This is a genomic window from Pseudomonas sp. LAIL14HWK12:I10, from assembly GCF_900184205.1.
Lineage (GTDB): Bacteria > Pseudomonadota > Gammaproteobacteria > Pseudomonadales > Pseudomonadaceae > Aquipseudomonas > Aquipseudomonas kermanshahensis.
Window position 1 is genome coordinate 185,068 of sequence record NZ_FXWU01000010.1, and the last position, 24,208, is coordinate 209,275.

Annotated in this window: 26 protein-coding genes and 1 tRNA gene; 15 read left to right on the plus strand and 12 right to left on the minus strand. The window is 62.7% G+C overall.

Features of this window, described 5'->3' with window-relative positions; genetic code table 11:
- Positions 1–18: 18 nt before the first annotated feature.
- Positions 19–774 (minus strand): spermidine synthase, encoded by a 756-nt coding sequence (locus QOS90_RS21735; RefSeq protein WP_085273709.1) that lies wholly within the window; start codon positions 772–774, stop codon positions 19–21.
- A 116-nt stretch (positions 775–890) separates the two neighbouring features.
- Between QOS90_RS21735 and QOS90_RS21740 the strand changes: the two genes are divergently transcribed.
- Positions 891–2,237, plus strand: a complete 1,347-nt coding sequence (locus QOS90_RS21740) for a class II 3-deoxy-7-phosphoheptulonate synthase (RefSeq protein WP_027596044.1) — start codon at positions 891–893, stop codon at positions 2,235–2,237.
- 24 nt (positions 2,238–2,261) lie between these two features.
- Here QOS90_RS21740 and QOS90_RS21745 read toward each other — a convergent pair whose 3' ends face one another.
- On the minus strand, positions 2,262–2,480 hold the full coding sequence (locus QOS90_RS21745; protein WP_027596043.1) for a DUF1127 domain-containing protein: 219 nt from the start codon (positions 2,478–2,480) through the stop codon (positions 2,262–2,264).
- A gap of 96 nt (positions 2,481–2,576) precedes the next feature.
- Here QOS90_RS21745 and QOS90_RS21750 point away from each other — a divergent pair, with 96 nt between their 5' ends.
- Positions 2,577–3,428 (plus strand): LysR substrate-binding domain-containing protein, encoded by an 852-nt coding sequence (locus tag QOS90_RS21750; RefSeq protein ID WP_027596042.1) that lies wholly within the window; start codon positions 2,577–2,579, stop codon positions 3,426–3,428.
- 142 nt (positions 3,429–3,570) lie between these two features.
- On the opposite strand, the gene QOS90_RS21755 is transcribed toward QOS90_RS21750, so the two are convergent.
- Positions 3,571–4,320 (minus strand): sulfite exporter TauE/SafE family protein, encoded by a 750-nt coding sequence (locus tag QOS90_RS21755; protein WP_027596041.1) that lies wholly within the window; start codon positions 4,318–4,320, stop codon positions 3,571–3,573.
- 114 nt (positions 4,321–4,434) lie between these two features.
- On the opposite strand from QOS90_RS21755, the gene QOS90_RS21760 reads away from it, so the two are divergent.
- From QOS90_RS21760 to QOS90_RS21770, 3 genes are all read left to right on the plus strand, one after another.
- Positions 4,435–5,391, plus strand: a complete 957-nt coding sequence (locus tag QOS90_RS21760) for a LysR family transcriptional regulator (RefSeq protein WP_027596040.1) — start codon at positions 4,435–4,437, stop codon at positions 5,389–5,391.
- 54 nt (positions 5,392–5,445) lie between these two features.
- Positions 5,446–5,901 carry a MarR family winged helix-turn-helix transcriptional regulator gene (locus QOS90_RS21765; protein WP_085273710.1) on the plus strand — a complete coding sequence of 152 codons (456 nt, stop codon included), beginning with the start codon at positions 5,446–5,448 and terminating at the stop codon, positions 5,899–5,901.
- Between the two features lie 140 nt (positions 5,902–6,041).
- Entirely contained in the window at positions 6,042–6,470 is a 429-nt protein-coding gene (locus tag QOS90_RS21770) for an organic hydroperoxide resistance protein (protein WP_027596038.1), read from the plus strand.
- Between the two features lie 58 nt (positions 6,471–6,528).
- Here QOS90_RS21770 and efp read toward each other — a convergent pair whose 3' ends face one another.
- The gene (efp, locus tag QOS90_RS21775) at positions 6,529–7,098 is read right to left on the minus strand and encodes an elongation factor P (RefSeq protein ID WP_027596037.1); all 570 of its coding nucleotides are present in this window, start codon (positions 7,096–7,098) and stop codon (positions 6,529–6,531) included.
- Positions 7,099–7,146: 48 nt separating this feature from the next.
- The gene (gene earP / locus QOS90_RS21780) at positions 7,147–8,280 is read right to left on the minus strand and encodes an elongation factor P maturation arginine rhamnosyltransferase EarP (protein ID WP_085273711.1); all 1,134 of its coding nucleotides are present in this window, start codon (positions 8,278–8,280) and stop codon (positions 7,147–7,149) included.
- A gap of 131 nt (positions 8,281–8,411) precedes the next feature.
- Between earP and QOS90_RS21785 the strand changes: the two genes are divergently transcribed.
- Complete coding sequence (locus tag QOS90_RS21785) at positions 8,412–8,798, plus strand: hypothetical protein (protein ID WP_027596035.1); 387 nt, start codon at positions 8,412–8,414, stop codon at positions 8,796–8,798.
- 2 nt (positions 8,799–8,800) lie between these two features.
- The gene (locus QOS90_RS21790; protein ID WP_085273712.1) at positions 8,801–9,271 is read left to right on the plus strand and encodes a GreA/GreB family elongation factor; all 471 of its coding nucleotides are present in this window, start codon (positions 8,801–8,803) and stop codon (positions 9,269–9,271) included.
- Between the two features lie 127 nt (positions 9,272–9,398).
- Here QOS90_RS21790 and QOS90_RS21795 read toward each other — a convergent pair whose 3' ends face one another.
- A complete protein-coding gene (locus QOS90_RS21795; protein WP_027596033.1) occupies positions 9,399–10,337 on the minus strand; it encodes a LysR family transcriptional regulator in 939 nt (312 codons plus the stop codon).
- Positions 10,338–10,455: 118 nt separating this feature from the next.
- On the opposite strand from QOS90_RS21795, the gene QOS90_RS21800 reads away from it, so the two are divergent.
- The 4 genes from QOS90_RS21800 to QOS90_RS21815 all read left to right on the plus strand — a co-directional run bounded on the left by QOS90_RS21800 (position 10,456) and on the right by QOS90_RS21815 (position 15,416).
- Positions 10,456–11,205 carry a 3-oxoacyl-ACP reductase family protein gene (locus QOS90_RS21800; protein ID WP_085273713.1) on the plus strand — a complete coding sequence of 250 codons (750 nt, stop codon included), beginning with the start codon at positions 10,456–10,458 and terminating at the stop codon, positions 11,203–11,205.
- Between the two features lie 240 nt (positions 11,206–11,445).
- Entirely contained in the window at positions 11,446–12,657 is a 1,212-nt protein-coding gene (locus QOS90_RS21805; protein WP_027596031.1) for an MFS transporter, read from the plus strand.
- 63 nt (positions 12,658–12,720) lie between these two features.
- A complete protein-coding gene (locus QOS90_RS21810; RefSeq protein ID WP_027596030.1) occupies positions 12,721–13,101 on the plus strand; it encodes a hypothetical protein in 381 nt (126 codons plus the stop codon).
- Positions 13,102–13,283: 182 nt separating this feature from the next.
- On the plus strand, positions 13,284–15,416 hold the full coding sequence (locus tag QOS90_RS21815) for a TonB-dependent siderophore receptor (protein ID WP_085273714.1): 2,133 nt from the start codon (positions 13,284–13,286) through the stop codon (positions 15,414–15,416).
- Between the two features lie 186 nt (positions 15,417–15,602).
- Here the strand turns inward: QOS90_RS21815 and QOS90_RS21820 are convergent.
- A tRNA-Ser gene (locus QOS90_RS21820) sits at positions 15,603–15,692 on the minus strand.
- Between the two features lie 199 nt (positions 15,693–15,891).
- Between QOS90_RS21820 and QOS90_RS21825 the strand changes: the two genes are divergently transcribed.
- From QOS90_RS21825 to QOS90_RS21835, 3 genes are all read left to right on the plus strand, one after another.
- Positions 15,892–16,581, plus strand: coding sequence for a crotonase/enoyl-CoA hydratase family protein (locus QOS90_RS21825; RefSeq protein WP_027596028.1), 690 nt, complete (start codon positions 15,892–15,894; stop codon positions 16,579–16,581).
- Positions 16,582–16,669: 88 nt separating this feature from the next.
- Positions 16,670–17,389, plus strand: a complete 720-nt coding sequence (locus QOS90_RS21830) for a lysophospholipid acyltransferase family protein (RefSeq protein WP_085273715.1) — start codon at positions 16,670–16,672, stop codon at positions 17,387–17,389.
- A 62-nt stretch (positions 17,390–17,451) separates the two neighbouring features.
- Entirely contained in the window at positions 17,452–18,423 is a 972-nt protein-coding gene (locus tag QOS90_RS21835) for a magnesium and cobalt transport protein CorA (RefSeq protein ID WP_027596026.1), read from the plus strand.
- A gap of 90 nt (positions 18,424–18,513) precedes the next feature.
- Here the strand turns inward: QOS90_RS21835 and QOS90_RS21840 are convergent, their stop codons facing one another.
- The gene (locus QOS90_RS21840) at positions 18,514–19,245 is read right to left on the minus strand and encodes an amidotransferase (RefSeq protein WP_027596025.1); all 732 of its coding nucleotides are present in this window, start codon (positions 19,243–19,245) and stop codon (positions 18,514–18,516) included.
- 528 nt (positions 19,246–19,773) lie between these two features.
- Here QOS90_RS21840 and QOS90_RS21845 point away from each other — a divergent pair.
- Entirely contained in the window at positions 19,774–20,574 is an 801-nt protein-coding gene (locus tag QOS90_RS21845; RefSeq protein ID WP_085273716.1) for a cytochrome c, read from the plus strand.
- 92 nt (positions 20,575–20,666) lie between these two features.
- On the opposite strand, the gene QOS90_RS21850 is transcribed toward QOS90_RS21845, so the two are convergent.
- From QOS90_RS21850 to QOS90_RS21865, 4 genes are all read right to left on the minus strand, one after another.
- Positions 20,667–20,999 carry a ribonuclease E inhibitor RraB gene (locus QOS90_RS21850; protein ID WP_027596023.1) on the minus strand — a complete coding sequence of 111 codons (333 nt, stop codon included), beginning with the start codon at positions 20,997–20,999 and terminating at the stop codon, positions 20,667–20,669.
- 183 nt (positions 21,000–21,182) lie between these two features.
- On the minus strand, positions 21,183–21,419 hold the full coding sequence (locus tag QOS90_RS21855) for a hypothetical protein (RefSeq protein ID WP_027596022.1): 237 nt from the start codon (positions 21,417–21,419) through the stop codon (positions 21,183–21,185).
- Positions 21,420–21,781: 362 nt separating this feature from the next.
- A complete protein-coding gene (locus tag QOS90_RS21860; protein WP_085273717.1) occupies positions 21,782–23,854 on the minus strand; it encodes an LTA synthase family protein in 2,073 nt (690 codons plus the stop codon).
- A gap of 135 nt (positions 23,855–23,989) precedes the next feature.
- On the minus strand, positions 23,990–24,181 hold the full coding sequence (locus tag QOS90_RS21865; protein ID WP_027596020.1) for a PLDc N-terminal domain-containing protein: 192 nt from the start codon (positions 24,179–24,181) through the stop codon (positions 23,990–23,992).
- Positions 24,182–24,208: the final 27 nt, after the last annotated feature.

A 24,208-nucleotide genomic window follows, 5' to 3' on the forward strand; every position in this document is an offset into this window, starting at 1 on the left:
CAAGGGGATGTCAGCAGCTCAGGTAGCAGGCCGAATTTCTTTGATCAGCCCGTCAAGGCTATACCCCAACTGCGGCGCCAGCGCCTCAGCCCGCGCCCGCAGCCCTTGCATGTCCAGCGTTTGCTCAAGGTCCGACGGCACCAAGAGGATCACGTTGCCCTCCTTCACCGGCAACTCCCAATAATGCCGGTGGTACAAGCCGCGCAGCAGCGCCGCGCCCAGCGGCCTGCCGTCATCGCTGGCCCACTGGTTGATCACCAGCCACCCCCCAGGGTTTAGCTGCTTCTGGCAGTTGTCCAGAAACCCCCAGGCCAAATGCCCGACACCCGGGCCAAAGTCGGTGTACAGGTCGACGAAGACCAGGTCGGCCTTTTCTGCGCTGGGCAGCAGCTCAATGGCATCGCCCACCCGCACATACAGGCGCGGGTCATCGTCCAGGCCCAGGTATTCCATGGCCAGGCGCGGCACGTCCGGGCGCAGCTCGATGGCTTCGATATCGTCCAGCGGCAGAAACTTCATGCAGGCCTGGGTCAGCGTGCCGGCGCCCAGGCCCAGAAACAGCGCACTCTCGGGCTGCGCGTGGCACAAGGCGCCGAGCAGCATGGCGCGGGTGTAGTCATATTCCAGCCAGCTGGGGTCGGCAGTGAATACGCAGCTCTGCTCGATCGCATCGCCGAATTCGAGAAAACGGTAGTCGTCCACCTCGTACACGCTGATGACGCCAAAGGCATCTTCGACCCGTGCCAGTAGCCGCTCTTCCCGTTCCGCCGTCATGTTCGCCACTCGCCCGTGCAAAAACGCGCATTGTCCGCCAACACCCCCGATGCAACAAGCGCGGCGGCAACTGTTACCATGACCCAAAGCCTACAACCCACAAGATCGAGCCCGAAATGAACGCACCGTGGAGCCCTGACAGCTGGCGTGCCCTGCCTATCCAGCAGCAACCGACTTACCCCGACGCCGCGCACCTGCTCAAGGTCGAACAGACCTTGGCCAGCTACCCGCCGCTGGTGTTCGCGGGCGAGGCCCGCGAGCTGCGCCGGCAGTTCGCCGAAGTCACCGAAGGCCGCGCGTTCCTGTTGCAGGGCGGCGACTGCGCCGAGAGCTTTGCCGAGTTTTCCGCCGCGAAGATCCGCGACACGTTCAAGGTGCTGCTGCAGATGGCCATCGTCATGACCTTTGCTGCCGGCTGCCCGGTGGTCAAGGTCGGTCGCATGGCCGGGCAATTTGCCAAGCCGCGCTCCGCGGGCGACGAGACCATCGGCAACGTCACCCTGCCCGCCTACCGTGGCGATATCGTCAACGGCATCGGTTTTGACGAAAAAAGCCGCATCCCCGACCCGGACCGCCTGCTGCAGGCCTACCACCAGGCCACCGCTAGCCTCAACCTGCTGCGCGCCTTTGCCCAAGGTGGCTTTGCCGACCTGCACCAGGTGCACAAGTGGAACCTGGACTTCATCGCCAACTCGGCGCTGGCCGACAAGTACCATCAATTGGCCAACCGTATCGACGAGACCCTGGCCTTCATGCGTGCCTGCGGGCTGGACAGCGCGCCGCAACTGCGCGAGACCAGCTTCTTCACCGCCCACGAAGCGCTGCTGCTCAACTATGAAGAAGCCTTCGTGCGCCAGGACAGCCTGACCGGCGACTACTACGATTGCTCGGCGCACATGCTGTGGATCGGCGACCGCACGCGCCAGCTCGACGGCGCCCATGTCGAGTTCCTGCGCGGCGTGCACAACCCGATCGGGGTCAAGGTCGGCCCCAGCATGAACCCCGAAGAACTGATCCGCCTGATCGACACCCTCAACCCGAGCAACGACCCCGGCCGCCTCAACCTGATCGTGCGCATGGGCGCCAACAAGGTCGGCGACCACCTGCCAGGGTTGATCCGCACTGTCGAGCGCGAGGGGCGCAAGGTGCTGTGGAGCTCCGACCCCATGCACGGCAACACCATCAAGGCCAGCAGCGGCTACAAGACCCGTGACTTTGCGCAGATCCTCGATGAGGTGAAGCAATTCTTCCAGGTGCACCAGGCCGAAGGCAGCCATGCGGGCGGGATCCACATCGAGATGACCGGGCAGAACGTCACCGAATGCATCGGCGGCGCCCGCCCGATCACCGAAGACGGCCTGTCGGACCGTTACCACACCCACTGCGACCCACGCATGAATGCCGATCAGTCGCTGGAACTGGCGTTTCTGATTGCCGAAACCCTCAAGCAGGTGCGCCGCTAAACCGCCGCACCTACAAAAAACGGCCTATTTGCGCAGCGGATCATCCCAGAAGTGCCGCTCGGCCTCTTGCTGGATATCCGCCCGGCTCAAGCCCAGGTCGTGCAATGTCGCATCGCTGAGGCTGGCCAGCTCCTGGCGCTGACGGTACAGCTCCCACCAACGCGCCGGGCGCTGCAGGGCTGCGTGCCACAGGTGGTTCAGGGAAAAGGCAGGTTGCTGGATGCTGCTGACATGACCTTTCATCGTGAAGCCCTCCGTGTTGATGGCTCCAGTCTCGCGCCGGGCTTAAGATCAATCCAACGAATGTTTCTGATGCCATGCATCTCGGAGATTGATGCAATGTCCCAGTATCAAAGCCTTGATGCCGACGTATTGCGCACCTTCGTCGCCATTGCCGAGCAAGGCGGTTTCACCCGCGCCGGCGAGGTGGTCAACCGCACCCAGTCGGCGGTCAGCATGCAAATGAAACGCCTGGAGGAAGACATCCTGCAGCGCCAGCTGTTCGAGCGCGAGGGCCGCCAGGTACGCCTCACCGCTGAAGGGCAGGTACTGCTTGGCTATGCCCGGCGCATCCTCAAGCTGCACGGCGAAGTGTTCAATACCTTGCGCATGCCGCACATGGTCGGGGTGGTACGCATCGGCACACCCGACGATTACGCCATGCGCTTTCTGCCGACCATCCTGTCGAGTTTTGCCCAGGCTTACCCGCTGGTGCAGGTGGAGGTGCATTGCGATTCGTCAAAGCAATTGATGCTGCGCCAGGACCTGGACCTGACCATCGTCACCCGCGAACCGGGCAACGAAGTCGGCCAGCTGTTGCGCCAGGAACGGCTGGTGTGGGCTGCCGCCGAAGGGTTTTGCCCGCAGGAGCAACGGCCCATGCCGGTGGCGCTGTTCAACACCGACTGCTTTTGCCGCGCCTGGACCTGCAATGCGCTAGAAGCGCAAGGCATCGACTACCGCATTGCCTACACCAGCCCAAGCCTGGCGGCGATCTTTGCCATCGTCACTGCCGGGTTGGCGGTGACGGCACAGTTGCAGAGCCTGATCGGCGGCAACATACGGATTTTGGGCGAGAGCGACGGGCTGCCGCAGTTGCCGGTGGCCAATGTGATGCTGGTGCGCAGCACGCAGCACCCGTCCCCGATCACCGATTGCATGGCCGACTACATCGTCGAAGGGTTCAAATAGATCAGTGGCAGCCATCGCTTTGTGTAGGAGCAGCCTTGTGCTGCGAAAAGGCCGGTGATTTCAGCGACATTTTGCGAAGCTTGAACGGGCCTCTTCGCAGCGCAAGGCTGCTCCTACAGGGAGACGGCTGCTGCATGTGCGCTTAAAGCTCAAACCCCAACATCACCGCACACACCACCAGAAACGCACAAAACATCGCCCGCAGCACCTTCTCTGGCAGGGCATGCGCCAACTTCACCCCCCAGCTGATGCTGAGCAGCCCACCCACCGCCAAGGGGATCCCTATCCCCCAGTCAACACTCTGGTGCACGCCATAGGTCAACAAGGTCACCGTCGTACTGGGCGCCGCCAACGCCAGCGACAACCCCTGCGCCACCACCTGCGTGGTCCCGAACACACTGGTCAGAATAGGCGTGGCGACCACCGCGCCCCCTACCCCGAACAACCCACCCATGGTCCCGGCAAAACTGCCCAGCACGCCCAGCCACGGCCAGGCGTAACGCAGTTCAGGGCTGGGCGGCGCGACCTTGAGGAACATCCGCGCCACGTTCCACACCGCCAGCGCCACCAGAAAGCCGACAAAGCCCAGCCGCATGGACTGGGCATCGATGCCCACCGCCCAAATCGACCCCAGCCAGGCGAACAGGAAACTGCACAGTGCCAACGGCAGCGCATGGCGCAGCTCGATGCGGTTGCGCTGGTGGTAGCGCCACAGCGCCAGCAACACATTCGGCACGACCATCACCAACGCAGTGCCCTGCGCCAGCTGTTGGTCCAAGCCGAACAACACCCCCAGCGCCGGGATTGCAATCAACCCGCCGCCTATGCCGAACAAACCACCCATGGTGCCCAGGGCAGCGCCCAACGCGATATACAACAACCACTCAATCATCAGGGGCCTCTGCGCCTCTCGCTTGCAATGGTGGGCATGCTACCGAGTCGGGGCTGGTGGGGAAACGCACAGCAGCGCACAATGGCTGTGCGTTTTATGCAAAGCCGAGCCACCATGAACCCCGATATCCTCACCGACCAACTCAGCCTGTTTCTCGACGTGCTGGAAACCGGCAGCTTCTCTGCCGCCGCGCGGCGCCACCCGTTGACGCCCTCGGCCGTGGCCCGGCGCATCGACAACCTCGAAAGCGCCGTGGGCAGCCGGCTGTTCACCCGCAGCACCCACGCTGTGCGTGCCACCCCGGCCGGCAACGCCTTTGCCGAACGCGCACGACGCATCATCGAGGAGCTGCGCCTGGCCCGCGCCGAAGCCGTCTCGTTGAGCAGCGCCCCAGAAGGCCTCATCCGCATCGACGCCCCCGCCGCGTTTGGCCGCCGCCACCTCGCCCCGGCCATCGCCGACTTCCTCGTGGCCTACCCCGGGCTTGACGTGCACCTGCGCCTGATCGACAGCTTCGTCGACTTGCAAGGCAGCCACCTCGGCGAAGTCGACCTGGTATTGCGTGCAGGCCCCCTGGCCGACACGCGCCTGGTCGCCACACCGCTGGCCTACATGGTCCGCATCGCCTGCGCCAGCCCGGCCTACCTGGCCAGCCGAGGCGTACCGGCGTGCCCCAGCGAGTTGCCTGCGCACGACGGCCTCGACTGGGACGGCCTGGCGCCGCCGTTTGCCTGGCGCTTCAGCGTGGCCGGCCAGGCCCGCCTGTACCGGCCATCGCGCATGCGCATGGCCGCCAACAACGCCGAAACCCTGCTGTTCGGCGCCCTGGCAGGTTTGGGCATTGCCCACCTGCCCACCTGGCTGATCAGCGACTACCTGCTGCGCGGCGAACTGGTCCCGCTGTTTTGCGAAGGTGGCCTGCCAGCCGCCGAGTCCAGTGGCATTTATGCGTTACGCCTGGCACATGAAACGAACTCTCGCAGCCGTTTGCTGCTCGAATTTCTCAAGAGCCGTTTCAGCCCCATTCCACCCTGGGACCTGGCCCTGCGCAGTGAACTGCGCTGGCAATGAACGCACTAATGATCAGCGTGCTAGATTTCCCCATTGATTATTTCAAGGACCTGCATGAACGCCGACACCCAAGCCTCCTGTGACGAGCTGCTGCTGGACAACCAGGTCTGCTTCGCCCTGCATTCGACCTCGTTGCTGATGACCAAGGTCTACAAGCCGCTGCTGCAAGCGCTGGGCCTGACCTACCCGCAGTACCTGGCCATGCTGGTGCTGTGGGAGCGGGATGGCCTGACCGTGGGCGAGATCAGCCAGCACCTGCTCACCGACCCTGGCTCGCTGACCCCGCTGCTCAAGCGCCTGGAAAGCGAAGGCCTGCTCAAGCGCACCCGCAGCCGCGAGGACGAACGGGTGGTACTGGTGCAACTGACCGACAAGGGCCGTGATTTGCAACAACAGGCCAAACAGGTGCCCCCGTGCATCCTCAAGGCCAGCGGGCGCAGCCTGGAACGCCTGAAACAGCTGCAAGCCGACCTGCTCGAACTGCGCAATAACCTGCAGAAAAACCTCTGAGCGCTATGCTGTGTGATGGCCGTTCGGATGAACGGTGATGATTTATCTTGCGCGCAAACTAATTGCGCGCTAATTTAAATCCCACACCTACCCAGCGCCACCGACACCCGGTTGCGCACAGCACATTAGCGAGGCTCAAGATGCAAAAGGTCACTCCGCTGTACATCGCAGAAGCCACCTCCACTGGCGGGCGCGACGGTAAATCCCGCTCCAGCGACGGCAAGCTGGAAGTCAAGCTGAGCACCCCCAAAGAACTGGGCGGCGCGGGCGGTGACGGCACCAACCCTGAACAGATGTTCGCGGCCGGTTACTCGGCCTGCTTCATCGGCGCACTGAAATTTGTCGCCGGGCAAGAGAAAAAAGCCCTGCCGGCCGATGCCTCGATCACTGCAAACGTGGGCATTGGCCAGATCCCGGGTGGTTTCGGCCTGGACATCGACCTGCACATCAACCTGCCGGGCCTGGCCCAGGCCGATGCCGAAGGTTTGGTGGAGAAGGCGCACAAGGTCTGCCCTTACTCCAACGCCACCCGCGGCAATGTGGATGTAAGGCTGCACGTGACGGTCTGAATGCAGGCATAAAAAAACCCGGCCGAGGCCGGGTTTTTTGTGCGCATCACAAGAAGAATTACTTCTTGGAACGGCCTTTGAAGCTGTTGTCGCGAGTGTCGATGTCGATCCACTCGTCGATCTGGATGAAGTCGGCAACCTGAATCTCGGTACCGTTCTTCAGTTTGGCAGGCTTCATGACCTTGCCCGAAGTGTCGCCGCGGGCAGCGTTTTCGGTGTAGGAAACTTGACGGCTGATGGTGGTCGGCAGTTCTACCGAGACCAGGCGGCCTTCGAAGAAGACGGCTTCGCAGATGTCATCCATGCCTTCTTCGATGTACGGCAGAACGGCGTCGATGTCTTCGGCGTTCAGTTCGTACATGGTGTAGTCGGTGGTGTCCATGAAGGTGTACGAGTCACCGCTGATGAACGACAGGGTCGCTTCTTTGCGATCCAGGATCACGTCGTCCAGCTTGTCGTCCGCACCGTAGACGGTTTCGGTCTTGTAGCCGGTCAGCAGGTTCTTCAGCTTGGTTTTCATGATCGCGCTGTTACGGCCCGATTTGGTGAACTCAGCTTTTTGAACCAGCCACGGGTCGTTGTCGATCCGCAGTACGGTACCGGGTTTCAGTTCTTTACCAGTTTTCATTACGAAGTATCCGAATCTGGATGGATTTATAAAAATCGAGGCCGCATATCATAGCCAATTTCGGTAAAACTGTACCAGCGTCATGGCAAGGTCCGGCCGAGTGGCCTGCCGGGCCGCCCAATCTCGGGCATGCTGCTGCAGTTCTGGCCAGTGCCGCTGGGCCGCTTGCCACGCCTGGCCGACGTCGTTGTCCATGTTCCAGGCACGCCACAACGCAACCAGTGCGTCAGCGGCATCGTCTGACAGGCCTTGTCGATAATGCGCAAGGAACGCTTCGAGTTTTTCCCAGTGGGCGTTCTCGTCCTGCACGTAGATGTGCCACAGCATCGGCCGCCCGGCCCACTGCGCACGCACGAACGAGTCTTCGCCGCGCACGGCATTGAAGTCGCAGGCCCACAGCAGGCGATCATAATCGTCCTGGCTGACGAACGGCAAAATTTGCACCGTCAGCGACCCGCGCAGGCGCACATCGCCCACCGCCAGCCCCGGCTCGCCCAGCCAATGGGCGACGTCAGCCAGGATGCGCCCTTGCGGTACCAGCAGGTGGGTCGGCTGGGTATCTGCTGCCAACGCATCCAGCCAGTTGCCCAGCTGGGTGTTCTCATAGGCGAACAGCGAGATCAGCCGCGCTTGCGCCTCGGGGTGTACACCCAGGCGCTGCAAGAACGCCTGCCGGGCTTGGGCAGATTGCGCGAAGGCTTCGCGCCGCGCCAGCAAATCGCCCTCACGCAACAGGCCACCGGTTTTTTCGGTAAAGCCTGGGAAGAAGAACACTTTGCGCAAGCCGTTGGGCTGGGGCGACGGCAAACCGTGGCAACCCTCAACCCAGTCCTCGGCGCTGAGGTAGTCGAGGTTCAGCCACAGCGGCGGCTTGGGCTGCGCACGCATGGCCTCGACATAGTGCGCCGGCAGCTGGCAGGCGAACGCGCCGATCACCACCTCGGCAGGCTCCACCGGCAGCCACTCGGCAGGCCACTGGCGCACATCGACACCGTGCTGCCATTGTTGCAGCGCCGTGGCATCGGCGCCGGGGCACATCGGCACGAAGGCGTTCAGGTCGTCCACCCACAGGCGCACCGCCAGATCGTGCTCGTCCACCAGTTGCCGCGCCAGGCGCCAGGTGACGCCGATGTCGCCATAATTGTCGACGACGGTGCAAAAGATGTCCCAGGTGGCCTTCATGTGCCCTCCCCCTCATGGTGCCCAAAACCGCGAATTCTGCGGATTAATTGCCGTGGACAAAAGCACCCACGGGTAAAATTCGCCGACAGCGTGCGACAATGCACCTCGAACTGCCCTGCCAGGAGGCTGCCATGCCCCGCCACCGTGAACTGAAAATCACCCTCAAGCCGTTGCAACTGATCCTCTGCGTGGCCTTTGGCCTGTGGCTGGGCGCCGTGGCCATCGCCATGAGCCTGTGGTTGGCGTTGCAGCTGTGGCCAGAGCAGGTGCAGCCGGTCGCCCAGGCCGTGGCCCCTGCCCGCAGCCAACCCGCCGCGCCGCCACCGGTAGATGCCCAGGGCGAAATGTTCGAGCGCTACAAGGACATCCTGCACCAGCAGCAACTGCAACAGGCCGCCGAGGCTGCCCAAGGCAACCCTCGCAACCTCAACAGCCCCAAGTGCCAGTTCTGGCTGCAACAGAACCGCACCGCGCCCACCGAAAAAAGCCAGGCCCATGTGCTGGAGTTCTGTTACTGAAGATGGACAAGCCCCTGCTACTCACGCGCATCGTCGCGACCCTCGAACATGACGTAGACGTGCTGAGCCGCGCCGCCCAGACCGCGTACGAAGCCGCCACCGCGGAAGAGAACATCGCCGAAAACAAGTATGACACCTTGGGCCTTGAAGCTTCGTACCTGGCCACCGGCCAGGCGCGGCGTACTGCCGAGATTCGCCAGGCGTTGCAGATTTACCAGCAACTGCTGTTGCGTGACTACGACCCTGCGCGTGGCGTGCAGGTGAGTAACCTGGTGACCCTTGAGGACGAGGATGGCCAGCAACGTAGGCTGTTCCTCGGGCCTGAGGCGGCGGGGTTGAAAGTGGGTGAAGGAGATGAACTGGTGACCGTGATCACACCGCGCTCGCCGCTGGGGCAGCAGCTGGTGGGCAAGCGGGTGGATGACGAGGTGAGCTTGGGGGCGCAGGTATTCTTCATTGTTGATGTTGTCTGAACAGGCCTCTTCGCGGGTAAACCCGCTCCCACAGGATCACTGCAGGCCTGAAATCTGTGCCCAGGTATTGCGCCATCCCTGTGGGAGCGGGTTTACCCGCGAAGAGGCCGCATCAGGCAGCATCAATCTAAAGGCCCTGCAGCGCATCGAACTGCCCCGCCAACCCCTGCTGCGCGAACTGCTCCACGACAAAATCGATAAACGCCCGCGTCTTCCCGGGCAACAGTTTGTGCTGGGCGTAGTACACGCTGATATGCCCATCGTCCACATACCAATCCGGCAACACCCGCCGCAGCCGCCCGGCCTGCAGGTAAGGCACGGCAAACGGCAGACTGACCAAGGCAACCCCCAACCCCTGCTGCGCCACCGCGCAGGCCGCATCCGAATCGCTCATGGTCATTGCTTGGCGCAGCACCAACGGCTGCTGCTCCTGCCAGCGACTGGTCAGCGGCCAGGAGCGCACCCGGCCGGTCTGCGGTGAGCGAATCAGAATGCCGGCGTGGCGCTGCAGCGCCTGTGGGTCCTCAATCGGCGCTTGTTGGTCCAGGTAGGCAGGCGCTGCCACCAGCACCCGGTGCGCCGGGGTCAGCTTGCGCGCCACCACCCCCGGCGGCAAATCAAAACCGCCACCGATGGCAGCATCGAAGCCCTGGCCGATCAGGTCGACCTGGCGATTGTCAAAATGCCAATCCGGGGTAATCGCCGGGTAACGGCGTAAGAATTCTCCCAACAGGGGTAACACGTACAACCGCCCGAACACCGTGCCCATGCTGACCCGCAGCAGCCCGGCCGGCTGGCCTTCGGCACTGGCCAGGTTAGCCACGGCGTACTGGATGGTACGAAAGCTGTCACTCACTTCACCCAGAAAACGCTGGCCTGCTTCGGTCAAGGTCAGCTTGCGGGTACTACGCTGGAACAGTCGCACGCCCAACCGGGCTTCCAGCTGAGCCACATGCTTGCCCACTGCGGCGGGGGTGAGGCTCAAGCGGCGAGCAGCCTCGGCGAAGCTGCCGACCTCGGCGCTGCGGATAAAGCATTCGAGGGCGTTGAACGACTCCACGGCCATAATTAACAACCAAAGGTTTACTCTGCTAATAGTGATTGCCATCTTATCAGCAGGTAATTAGCCACCGATACTGCGCCCATCCAAGGCATTCGGCCTTGCTTCCCAGCAGGAGATCAGCATGTCCAAACAACTTCCACTCGACGGTAAGGTAGCCCTGGTCCAGGGCGGCTCCCGCGGCATTGGTGCGGCCATCGTGCGCCGCCTGGCCCGCGACGGTGCTCGGGTTGCCTTCACCTACGTCAGCTCCGCCGGCCCGGCAGAACAGCTGGCCCAGGAAATCATCGGCAACGGCGGCCAAGCCCTCGCCCTGCGCGCCGACAGCGCCGACGCCGCAGCCGTGCAATTGGCGGTGGATGACACCGCGAAGGCCTTTGGTGGGCTGGACATTCTGGTGAACAACGCCGGCGTGCTGACGGTGGCGCCGATCGCCGAGTTCGACCTGGGGGACTTCGACCGCATGCTGGCGGTGAACGTGCGCAGTGTGTTCGTCGCCAGCCAAGCGGCCGTGCGCTACATGGGCCAGGGCGGGCGCATCATCAACATCGGCAGCACCAACGCCGAGCGGATGCCCTTTGCCGGTGGCGCCCCCTACGCCATGAGCAAATCGGCGCTGGTGGGCCTGACCCGCGGCATGGCACGCGACCTCGGCCCCCAGGGCATCACCGTCAACAACGTGCAGCCCGGCCCGGTAGACACCGACATGAACCCGGCCAGCGGTGAGTTTGCCGACAGCCTGATACCGCTGATGGCCATTGGGCGCTATGGGCAGGTGGATGAGATTGCCAGCTTCGTGGCCTACCTGGCGGGGCCAGAGGCGGGGTACATCACTGGGGCCAGTTTGACGGCGGATGGTGGGTTTGCGGCTTGAGGTGGGGGTATTAGCGCCTGTGAGATCGAGCGCCGCCCACGCGGCGCTTCGCAGCACAAGGCTGCTCCTACTACATCCGTTTCGGGCCAGTTATTCCTGTGACATGGGCGCTCGACCTTTTGGTGCCCGCCTCCTGTAGGAGCAGCCTTGTGCTGCGAAGCGCCGCGCGAGCGGCGCCTAAAACTCCCCGTCAAACCCTCAACGCCCCTAGAATACAGCTCCCTGCCCCCCGAGATCCCCATGAACGCCCCCACCCTCAGTCGCGCCCTGATCCTGCTGATGGCCACCGCCACCGGCCTGGCCGTGGCCAGCAACTACTACGCGCAACCGTTGCTGCACAGCATCGCCCTGCAGTTCGGCCTGAGCACCGCCGGCGCCGGCAGCATCGTCATCGCCGCCCAGCTCAGCTATGGCGCTGGCCTGTTGCTGCTGGCGCCCCTGGGCGACCTGTTCGAGCAACGCCGCCTGATCACGGTGATGACCGCCATTTCGACCCTCGGCCTGGTCATCAGCGCCTGCGCACCGAGCCTGCCGTGGTTGCTGCTCGGCACCGCGCTGACCGGCCTGTTCTCGGTGGTGGCGCAAATCCTGGTGCCGATGGCCGCGAGCCTGAGTGAGCCGCACCAGCGCGGGCGCGCAGTGGGCACACTGATGAGCGGCCTGTTGCTGGGCATTCTGCTGGCGCGTACGGCGGCCGGTTTCATGGCGGAGCTGGGTGGCTGGCGCAGTATCTATGTGCTGGCCGCAGTACTGATGGCCATCACCGCTCTGGCCCTGTACCGCAGCTTGCCGCAGCACCACAGCCATGCCGGCTTGAAATACCCGGCCTTGATCGGCTCGGTGTTCCGCCTGTTCATCGAAGAGCCCGTGCTGCGCTTGCGCTCGCTGCTGGGCTTGCTGGCGTTCAGCCTGTTCGCGCTGTTCTGGACACCACTGGCCTTCCTGCTGGCGCAAGAGCCCTACCACTACTCGGACGCCGTAATCGGCCTGTTCGGCCTGGCAGGCGCGGCGGGGGCGCTGTCGGCCAACTGGGCTGGGCGCCTGGCCGACCGAGGCAAAGGGGCGTTAGGCACCACGGTCGGGCTGATCGTACTGCTGCTGTCGTGGGTGCCGCTTGGTTTTGCCGAGTACTCGCTGCTGGCGTTGCTGCTGGGGGTATTGATGCTCGACCTGGCCGTACAGCTGGTACACGTGAGCAACCAAAACGCGGTGATCGCGCTGCGGCCAGAGGCGCGCACACGGCTGAATGCAGGCTATATCACTTGCTACTTCATCGGCGGTGCGCTGGGGTCGCTGCTGGGGACGCAGTTGTTCCAGCGTCAGGGCTGGATGGGCATTGTCGTGGCCGGCTTGGTGATCGGTACGCTGGCACTGTTGGCCTGGGCGCTGGCCGAGCGCAAGCGCATCAGCCGCGACATTGCAACGCACTACCCTCCGTCGCCTGAGCGTTGACTGCCTGCCTCGGGAGGGCTCAAGTAAGCGCTGGACAATGCCCCCTCCCTGAAGGACGACTTTATGACAAGACTCACGGTTCGATCCGGCGATTTCTTGCAAGGTGAAGGCGAGTATCGCAACGGATCGCTCACACTCAAGACCCCGCGTAGCCCCTCGCCTGGCGAGCGGATCTCACTCGCACGCATCAGTGACCTCAAGCTGTCCAGTTTGGAGTCCAGCCGCAGCCTGGGTACCGCCCTTGGCTGGGGTGTAGCTGGGGCCTTGGTGGCCGGGCCGGTGGGGCTGCTGGCCGGGCTCTGGCTCGGTGGCAAGGAAGAAGAAGCCACCTTCCTTGCCACCTTCAAGGACGGGCGCAAACTGCTGGCCGTGACCGATGGCAAGACCTGGTCGAAGATCGACGACAGCTGGCGCCAGCACAAGCGCCCGGCCAGCAACGACTGAATATCGCGCGGGCCTGATCGTCCAATGTTGAAGGTGGCTGTTAAGATGCCGCCTTTTTCATGGCCTGTGCCGGCCTCTTCGCGGGGCAAGCCCGCTCCTACAAGGGTTGCGCAAAATCCTGTAGGAGCGGGCTTGCCCCGCGAAGAGGCCGGCACTGGTGTCGCGTATCCAGGAGCCTCCGCATGCCCCCGCTTCGCCCCCGCCTGCCCCTGAGCTTGCTCAGCCTGGGCCTGGCCCTGCATTGCCCTCATTTGCTTGCCGAAGACAGCATCGTGCTGGACCCGCTGCGGGTCTCCGACAGCTATGGCAACGACGGCTACCAGGTGCGCGAAGCCTCGGTGGGTGGCTTCCAGCCCGCGCCGCTGCTCGACACCCCAGCCTCGGTCAGCGTGTTCAGCCAACAATTGCTGGAGGACCGCCAGGTGCGCAAGCTCAGCGAAGTGCTGCAAAGCGATGCCTCGGTGGGGGAAAGCTATGCGCCCATCGGCTATTACGAAAACTTCAACGTGCGCGGCTTCGAGCTGAATGCCGCCAGCAGCTACCGGATCAATGGCCAGACCCTCGCCGGCGAGCAGAACGTGGCCCTGGAAAACAAACAGCAAGTGGAATTGCTCAAGGGCTTGTCCGGGCTGCAAAGCGGCGTTTCGGAGCCCGGCGGCCTGATCAATTACGTGACCAAGCGCGCCGAAGACGTGCGCAGCGTGACGGTATCGACCAACGAACAAGGCGAACGTTACCTGGCCACCGACCTGGGCGGCTGGTTCGGCAGCGAGCGGCAGTTCGGCCTGCGCACCAACCTGGCCCATGAAGACATCCGCAGCTATGTCGACCATGCCGACGGCAAGCGCGACTTCGCCTCGCTGGCCTTCGACTGGCAGATCAACCCGGATGCCACGCTGCAGCTGGATGCCGAGTACCAGCACCGCGAACAGCGCTCAGTGCCTGGTTACCAGTTGCTCGGCGGCACCGAGGTGCCACACGGTATCGACCCGCATGATCGCCTGGCCTACCAGCAGTGGGCCAAGCCGGTGCAGAACGATTCGCTGAACCTGGGCGGGCGTTTCGAGTACCGCTTCAACGAGGCCTGGACCGGCACGTTGAGTGCGTCGCGTAGCAAGGTGGTGATCGACGATTACAGTGCGTTTGCCTGGGGCTCGAGCGAGGGGGCTTTTTTCGGCAGCAATGGCGACTATGACATCTATGACTACCGCAGCCCGGATGACACCCGCCGCACCGACGAGGCACAGGCCACGCTCAACGGCCGCTTCGATGCGCTGGGCGTAGGGCACGACCTGACAATTGGCAGCAGCGCGCAACGCCGCACGGTGGATCAACGCCCCTATTACAACGAATGGCTGGGTACCGGCAGTATCTACACCGGTGCGCCAGCACTCGCCCCGTCTGACAAGCCGATCGGCGCCAGCGAGCGCCGCCTCGACAGCCGCCAGTACGGCGTGTTCGTGAGTGATCGCATCAGCTTCAACGAGCAGTGGCAAACCGTGATCGGCGCTCGCGAAGTGCGCCTGGACGAGCAGACCTGGGACGAGACCGGTGTTGCCGGGCGCCACACCCGCCAGTACCAGTTGCTGCCCAATGCTGCGCTCATCTACAAGCCACGCCCAGACACCACGCTGTACGCCAGCTATGCCAAAGGCCTGTCGGCTGGCGGTACTGCACCGTGGTTTGCCAGCAACGCGGCTGAAATCCTCGCCCCCACCCTGTCACGCCAGCTGGAGTTGGGCATCAAACGCGACTGGCAAGGCATCAGCTTCAGTGCCGCACTGTTCCAGATCCGCCAGGCGTATCAATACGCACGCCCCGATGGCCAAGGCACCTTCACCTATGTCCAGCAAGGCCAACAGAAAAACACCGGCCTGGAGCTGGGCGCCAGTGGCTGGATGACCTCGAACCTGCAAGTGCAGGCGAGTGCCGCAGCCATTCGCGCGCGGGTAAAAAACAGCGGGACCGAGGACTACGAAGGGCATCAGGCAATCAATGTGCCCAAACTGCGTGCGGCGTTGCAGGCCGAATACAGCCTGCCGGTACCAGGCCTGGCGCTGCTGGGCGGTGCGCGCTACAGCGCCAGCAAATATGCCAGCCAGGCGGGTAATGTCGAGGTGGGGGGTTATACCGTGTTCGACGTCGGCAGCCGCTACCGCACCCGCATTGGGGGGTATGACACGGTGCTGCGGTTGACCGTGGATAACGTGTTCGACAAGCGCTACTGGCGCGATGTGGGGGATTACCTGGGGGACAACTACCTGTTCCAGGGTGCGCCGCGGACGGCACGGTTGTCGGCGTCTGTGAGTTTCTGATGAACCCGGGGCCGCTGCGCGGCCCATCGCCGGCAAGCCGGCTCCCACAGGCGTGGCGCCAACCTTGGAGTCTGCAAAGTTCTTGTGGGAGCTGGCTTGCCGGCGATGGGCTGCACAGCAGCCCCATAAGCACTGCGAAAACAAAAAGCCCCCGAGCTTTTCAGCGCGGGGGCTTTTTGTAGAATGTGGCGGTGAAGAAGGGATTTGAACCCTTGATACGATTTCTCGTATACACACTTTCCAGGCGTGCTCCTTCGACCACTCGGACACTTCACCGTTTTCTCTTCAAGCCTTTCAGCCTGTCGAGGCGCGCTAATTTAGTGGAAGGCCTTTCCTTTGGCAAGCATTTTTTTCAAATTTTTCATGCATTTGCATTTGAGGCCTGGTAAACGCTGACCGGCCAGTCAGCCTTGCTGCTTTACCTGGCCCACGGCGCTGGGTAACGTCGTCGCCACGCCAACAAAAGGACTCTGCCATGAGCGAGCTGATTACCTACCACGCCGAAGACGGCATCGCCACCCTGACCCTAAACAACGGCAAGGTCAATGCCATCTCGCCGGATGTCATCACCGCCTTCAACGCCGCCCTCGACCGCGCCGAACAGGAACGTGCCGTGGTGATCATCACCGGGCAGCCGGGCATTCTGTCGGGCGGCTACGACCTCAAGGTCATGACCAGTGGCCCCAAGGAGGCGATAGGCCTGGTTACCGCCGGCTCCACCCTCGCCCGCCGCCTGCTGTCGCACCCGTTCCCGGTGATCGTCGCCTGCCCCGGTAACGCCGTGGCCAAAGGAGCCTTCCTGCTGCTGTCGGCCGACTACCGCATTGGTGTCGACGGGCCCTATAAGGTCTGCCTGAACGAAGTGCAGATCGGCATGACCATGCACCATGCCGGCATCGAACTGGCCCGCGACCGCCTGCGCCGCTCGGCCTTCCACCGCTCGGTGATCAACGCCGAGATCTTCGACCCGCAAGGCGCACTGGACGCCGGCTTCCTCGACAAGGTGGTGCCGGCCGAGCAACTGCACGAGGCGGCCCTGGCTGCGGCCCGTGAACTGAAGAAGCTGAACATGCTGGCGCACAAAAACACCAAGCTGAAGGTGCGCAAGGGCCTGCTGGAGGCTCTGGACAAGGCTATCGAGCTGGATCAGAGCCACATGGGCTAACCCTGCAGGTCGACAGACTCACCCCAGGTTTGCCTCTTTGAGTGCACAGTCGTACACTGGAATGCGACTATCTGGTGTGAGTCATCCCATGCTTTATTCGTTGCGCATGCTCCTGCTGGCCCTGCATTTTCTGCTGGTTGGCGCTGTAGGCCTGATAATCGGCCTGTGCCGCCCCTTCAACCCCGACAACAGCCGGGTATTTGCCCGGCTTTACAGCGTGCCGGCCGCCTGGCTGATGCGCGTCAAGGTCAAGGCCGAAGTCGGCCCATTGTTCGATCACCCGCCCGGTTGCGTCATCATCGCCAACCATCAGTCCAACTTCGACCTGTTCCTCATTGGCCAGGCAGTGCCGCCGCGCACCGTGGCTATTGGCAAGAAAAGCCTGGGCTGGATCCCGTTGTTCGGCCAGCTGTTCTGGCTGGGCGGCAATGTGCTGATCGACCGCAAGAATGCCTACCAGGCGCGCAAGGCGCTGCAAAAGACCACGCGGGTGCTGCAGGACGATACATCGATCTGGATTTTCCCCGAGGGCACCCGCAACCCGGCAGACCACCTGTTGGCGTTCAAGAAAGGCGCCTTTCACATGGCCATCGAAGCCGGTGTACCAATCGTGCCGGTGTGCGTCAGCCGCTATGCCCGGCGTTTGAACCTGAACAGCTGGCGGCAGCGGACGGTGATCGTGCGCTCGCTGCCGCCGATTGCCACGGCGGGCTTGAGCCAGCGCGACATCCCCGCCCTGGTCGAACAGTGCCGCAGCCAGATGCAGCAGTGCATCGACCGCATGGAAGATGAACTCGCACGCCGCTAGGTTGCCCTCTGGGCCCTTACAGCCCAAGCTGTAAGGGTGTTCAATCGAATAAGTGGACAACCATGGGTCGAGTCGTGGCGTCGGCGGTGTACAGCGCCGGCAGAAAGGTCACTAACATCAGCATCGACGAAGGCAGCGAATGGGCGCGCAAGCCCGGCCACTTCGTCTGGATCGGCCTCGAAGAACCCAACGCCGAGGAGTTGGCCAACCTGCAGCGGCAGTTCAACCTGCACGAGCTGGCCATTGAAGACGCGCTGGAAAAGCACAGCCGGCCCAAGCTTGAAACCTTCGGTGATGCGCTGTTCATCGTCACCTATTCGCCGGTACGTCATGAAGGCAAGCTGGAGTTCATCGAAACCCATATCTTTGCTGGCAATGGCTACATCATCACCTGCCGCAACGGCCACTCGAAATCCTACGCCCTGGTGCGCCAACGCTGCGAAGCACGGCCGCTGCTGCTGGAGCATGGCGAGGACTTCGTGCTGTATGCGCTGCTCGACTTCGTGACCGAGAACTACCAGCCGGTCAGCGAAGCGATCCATGGCGAAATCGAAGAGTTAGAGCAGAGCGTGCTGGGCGGTTCGCTGCAAGAGGATGACATCCGCCGGCTGCACAGCCTGCGGCGCGACATCTTGCGCCTGCGCCGGTACGTGGCGCCGATGCTGGAGGTGAGCGAAGAACTGCAGCGCCTGAGCTTTCCGTTCATCGACAAGAACATGCGACCGTATTTTCGCGATGTGCAGATTCATGTCACGCGGCAGATGGAAGACCTGGTCGGCATTCGCGATATCGCCAGCCAGACCATCGAGATCGGCATGTTGCTGGAGTCGTCGCGCCAAAGCATCGTGCAACGCAAGTTCGCGGCCTGGGCGGCGATTCTGGCCTTCCCCACGGCGATTGCCGGGATTTATGGGATGAACTTTCAGAACATGCCGGAGCTGGCGTGGCAGTACGGGTATTTTGGTGTGTTAGGGGTGATTGGGTTGGGGTGTGCGGGGTTGTATGCCAGCTTCAAGAAGTCGGGTTGGCTTTGAGATGTTGGGGCCGCTGTGCGGCCCATCGCAGGCAAGCCAGCTCCTACAGGTACAGCACTGATGTTGGGGCCGCTGTGCGGCCCCCCGCCATCACGCCACGCTGTCTTTACTCACCGACTGCCCAATGAACCGCAACATCCACTCGCCCACCAGGTCGCCCTGGTGCTCGGTGGCCAGGCTGGCAATGGCCTTGTGGTACACCTCATCCCCCAATGACGTCTGCCGCGCATCCAGCAACGCGCGGGAGTAGTCATGCACGAACTCCGGGTGCCCCTGGAAGCACAGCACCTGGTCACGAATGTGGTAGGCGGCATTCGGGCAGAAGTCGCTGGAGGCAATTACGGTAGCGCCTTCCGGCAGCTCGGTGACCTGGTCCTGGTGGCTGATCAGCAGGGTCAGCTCTGAAACCTCCGGGTCCATCCAGGGCGCATGCGCCGCCAGTGAATAACGGTGGATGCCCACACCCCAGCCCTTCTCGGCGCGCTCGGCCTTGCCACCCAGGGTCAAGGCCAGCAGTTGATGGCCAAAACACACGCCCAGCAGCTTCTCGCCCCGTGCGTAGAGTTTCAACAAGTAAGCCTTGAGCGTCTGGATCCAAGGGTCGGAACCGAACGAATCGGCCTTGCTGCCCGTCACAAGGTAGGCATCGAACACTTCATCGTCGGCGGGATAGTCGCCGTTCATCACGTTGTACACGCGAAACTCGGCGGCGATCGGCTGACGCGAGAACAGCTGCTCGAACATCCTGCCATAGCCGTGGTACTGCGCCGTCAACTCCGGTCGCAGGACATCGGTTTCCAGGATGCAGATGCGTAACGACATAGAAATAGTCCTGAACGACATGGGTGGGAATCTGCTGTAGAGACTGCCGCGAAAGGCACGTACAAGCAAGTAGGCTGCACTGACGAACGGTCATATTTCGCCGGCGTGTCGTTTGCAGTAACGCCACTGTCTAGCGAGAGCATGCCAGCCAGCTGGCCATTGGCCTCATAACCCAATGAAATTAACCAGCCTTACAATTAGAACAAAGGGTTCTCAAACATGGATGACGCACACCCTACTGTTGGTTGTATATCGACTTTCAAGAGGCAAGCAGAACAGGCGTCAACTTACGCCACTGCGATCGACCCGAAACGCGACAGGGAAGCCAACGGGTATTCAGGAATAACAACAAGAAGGCGGTCCGCCATGTTCAGACAATCGAAAATACGCCAAGCAGGGCTCATTCTCTTCGCCACGACTCTACTGCTGATACTGCCGAACCTGACACGTTTGTTCGGCTGACGGTGGCTGTGGCGTCAACAGGCAGCGCGCATGTAATCTGCCGGCCTTGAAGGCCGGAGATTCCCCATGCGCCATTGCCTTGCCCTACTCGCCCTGCTTTTGAGCCTGCCACTGTCGGCGGCGCAGCTGCACCTTGAGCTGAGTGACACGTCGCGCCAGTGGAGCAGCGCCGAGCTGCTTGCCCTCCCGCAGGCGCGCGACATCAGCATCGAGCAGGACGTTTCCTATAAGCGCCCCATGCAGTATCGCGCCGTCCCCTTGGCTGTGCTGCTGCAGGGCGTGGGTGCGAACGACCACCTGCAAGCCGTGGCGCTGGATGGTTTTGCTGCCGAAATGCCTGCCGCGCCGCTGCTGCAGCAAGGGCCGGCGCGTGCCTGGCTGGCCGTCGAAGACCCGGCCAAACCGTGGCCCGCGTTGGGCAACGGCAAGCCGAGCGCCGGGCCGTTCTACCTGGTCTGGACGGCACCGCAGGCCAGCGGCATCCGCCCAGAGCAGTGGCCGTTCCAGATCGCCAGCATCCGCCGCCTGGCCTCGGTGGAGCAGCGTTTTCCGGCACTGCTGCCAGACCCGAAGCTCTCGGCCAATGACCCGGTGCGCCAGGGGTTTGCGTTGTTCCAGCAGAACTGCCTGGCCTGCCACCGCCTCAATGGCGCGGGTGATGCCCAATTTGGGCCAGACTTGAACCTGCCGCACAACCCTACCGAGTACTTCCAGCCGGCATTTTTGCGCAAGCTGATCCGTGACCCGCAAAGCCTTCGAATGTGGCCGCAGGCGAAGATGCCGGGGTTTACAGAGGCGGTGCTCAGCGAGCAGGAGCTGGATGCGCTACTGGCTTATCTGGGGCATATGGCGGGGCGTAAGCCCTGAGAGGTTGGGGCCGCTTGGCGGCCCTTCGCGGCACAAGGCCGCTCCTACAGGGAGGTGCATAAGCCTGTGGAGCGGCAGTGGGTGAGTCAGGGTCAGGCGCACAGTCGCTCTTGCTTGACGCCCCATCCTTCGACCTCGCCACCGTACGGTGAAACGAGTTGCTCGAACGTTTCTTCGAAGTCGCCAATCCCTCCATAAGTGGCATACATGACCTTGCTCAGTTCAAGGTGCCAGGCGCCGTCTTTGCGTTCGCGTACCTGGGCGTTGAGGGACTCGCCACGAAATTGCCCGGCTGCCCGTCGCGCGCCGGCTTCATCAGGGAATACTGCGTAGAACTCGATAGGGTGGATGCGGGTGAAGTCAAAACCGCCAGCTTTCATCTGGCGCAGGACATTGCTGCTGATATCGTCGTTCTGGCTGCTCATGAATCGTCCTCCTGCAATGCAATGGATAGACTTTCCGGGCACTACGTACCTGCCGGCGGTGCCGGACAGATCGAGTTGTATAGAGCTGATGCAAGACGCGAATGTTATGGGTGCCGACCCGCAGAATAGGCCGGCACCTGGGTCCAGCGTAGTGCCTGCGTGGGCACCACGTCAACGCAAGCTTCAGGGCGCTTCCTGGATACGGGTGATGGTGACGCCATTTTGCTCTTTGAGCCAGCGCGCCGTGGGGGATGGTGCACGGTCCTGGAAGTCGTTGAGGTCCAATTCATCCATGACCGGAAACAAGTGCGAGCGAATGGCACGGGCCGCGTCTTCTTCGCTGGGGCAATGTTCAGCCCGCAGCCGCAATGACGTCGGTTCGCCTTTCTGGTCGGCAAAGATGACTTCCCACTCTTTCATGGAACGAGCCCTCGGTCTGAAGAACGCCGGGTGTGTGGCGCCTGTATAGCTTGACCTTGGGCGGGGGGATTTGTTCAGTTGGCAGGGCTTTGCGGTGGTCCTTGAATTGGCAGGGTTTTGCGGTGGCCCTTCAATTGGCAGGGTTTTGCGGTGGCCCTTGTAGGAGCAGCCTTGTGCTGCGAAGAGGCCAGTGTAAACACCAAAGATCTACGGTGCTTTCACTGGCCTCTTCGCAGCACAAGGCTGCTCCTACAACGGACGCGGCAGCCGGTGATGATAGACGCGGCAGCCGGCGATGACAGGCGCGCGTGCCGGGGACAGCGGACGCGCCTGACGGGGACACTAGGCGCGCCTGCTGGGGGTTACTTCGGCGTGCCGTGCACGACGCCAGCGGTGTTGTCCAGGAGGCTCTTGGTCGCCGTCTGGATGTACGCTTCAAGTTTTTTCAGCATTTCCGGCTGGTCCGGGCTTTCGATCAGCTCGGCCTTGAACTCGCTGCCCAACTGGTAGCGATACATGCGCGGGCTCATGTCCTTGGACTCGATGAGGATGCGGTCACCCTGCACCAAACCCACGATCTGCTCGCTGCCCGACGGCTTGATCATGCCCACGCCCTGGTCGCCCTCAGGCAGGTTGAGCAGGTCGCGGCCCCAGCACTGATGGCGGGTCTGGCCACCCAGACGGCCCATGATGGTCGGCACGATGTCGACCTGGGTACCGACGGTGTGGTCGACCGCACCGAACTTCTCCTGGATGCCCGGGGCAATCAGCAGCAGCGGTACGTTGAAGCGGCCCAGGTCCAGCTCGGTGACCTGCTGGTGGTTGCCGAAGCCGTGGTCGCCGACGATGACGAACAGGGTCTCCTTGAAGTACGGCTCTTTGCGCGCCTTCTCGAAGAACTGGCCCAACGCCCAGTCGGAATAACGCATGGCCGTCAGGTGCTCGTCCAGGCGGCCCTGGCCGGTCACAGGCGCCACTGGCAGGTCCTTGGGCAACGCGTACGGCGTGTGGTTGGACAAGGTCTGCAGCAGCGCATAGATCGGCTTCTTGCCGTCGTGCTTGGCCAGCTCCTCAGCGCCACGGTCGAACATGTCCTGGTCGGACACACCCCAGGTCGGGTCGGAGAACACAGGGTTGACGAAGTCATTGCGGCCAATGAACGTGGTCATGCCTTGGTTGCCGAAGAAACCGGACTGGTTGTCCCAGGCGAAGTCACCGTTGTAGACGTACACGTCGTCGTAATCGCGGGCGCTGAGCAATGCTGGCAAGCCCGACAGCTTGTGCCCGCCTTCCGGGGTCTGCATCAGGTATTCGAAGCCTGGCAGGTTGGGGAAGCAGGCCATGGTGGCGAACATGCCCTGGTGGGTATGGGTGCCGTTGGAGAAGAAGCGGTCGAACAGCAAGCCTTCCTTGGCCAGTTTGTCGAAGTACGGGGTGATGTTGTTAGGGCTGCCCAGGGCGCCCACCGAGTGGCCGGCGAAGCTCTCCATGAGGATCACCACGACGTTCTTGATCGGCAGGGTACGGTCGGCCGGTGGCACGAAGTCACGGCGGATTGCCGCTTCGTCGGCGTCGACCAGGGTGTCGTGGGCGGTCAGCAGTTGCTCACGCACGGTCTGCGTGGCCAGCGGCTGGTCCAGCACCGGCTTCCAGATGTTGGCGCGGTCTTCGCCGAAGCGGCTCTTGGCAGCATCGATCAACGTCAGGGTGCCGTTCAGGCCCAGCTGGTTGACGAAGTTGGAGTCGGTGGTGAAGGCATCACCCCAACGCATCGGCGGGCCCTGGCGCAGGGTGCCACGGGCGGCGACCACGGCCACCAGCAGGATCACCATGAACACCGCCAGGCGGTTGTACCACGGCGCTACGCTGCGCTGCGGGGTGGCGCCGGCCGGCTGGCCGCCGCGGGTCATGCGGTCGACGCCCTTGAACAGCAGGCTCAGCAGCCAGGTGCCAACGACCCAGGCCAACAGGTAACGGACCACCGGGAAGCCGTACCAGAGCATGCTCATGACGGTCTTGGGGTCTTCCTTGATGTACTGGAACACCAGGCCGTTGAGGCGCTGGTGGAACTCGCGGTAGAAGTCCATCTCCATCAGGCCGAGGAACATCACCACGCTGGAGGCGAGGGTCAGCCACAGCCGGAACACGCCACGCCGGGCCATGGCCCAAGGGCTGAGAATGGCCAACAGCAGCGGAATGCTGATGTACACCACCACCCGCAGGTCGAAGCGCAACCCGTTGAGGAAGCCTTCAGCGACAGTCGCATAGGGCGTATCGCCGATCATGTCGCTGTTGTAGACCAACAGCGCCAGGCGCACGAGGCTGAGCATCAGCATGATGACCAGGCCGCTGAGCAGCGTGTAGGCCAGGTGGGATTTCAGGGTCGGCGCGAACGACGCTCGCGCGCCCTGTTTCAAGGCATCCGTGTTAGCCATGAATGGGAAAGTCCTAGGATTGCGGGTTTGCGGAGATGGCGAAGGTTAATACCAACGCAGCATTGTGCGGGTGCGGATTCTGTTTAAACCAATGTGAAAATTTTGTCACGGCCGCATTTCTGCTTATGTCCGCTATCAGATCCGCACATTGCCCCTGGGCCCAGCAATTGCCCAGATCACCAGCCCTATCACCGGCAGCAGCGCGATCAGCAGAATCCACAACACCTTGATGCCCACTTCGCTGCCACTTTTGATCACATTGAGGATCGCCCAGATGTCCAGGGCCAGAATGATCAGGCCAACCAGGCTATTGAATGTAGACCCCATGCCGCTACTCCCTTGCAAAGACGTTGC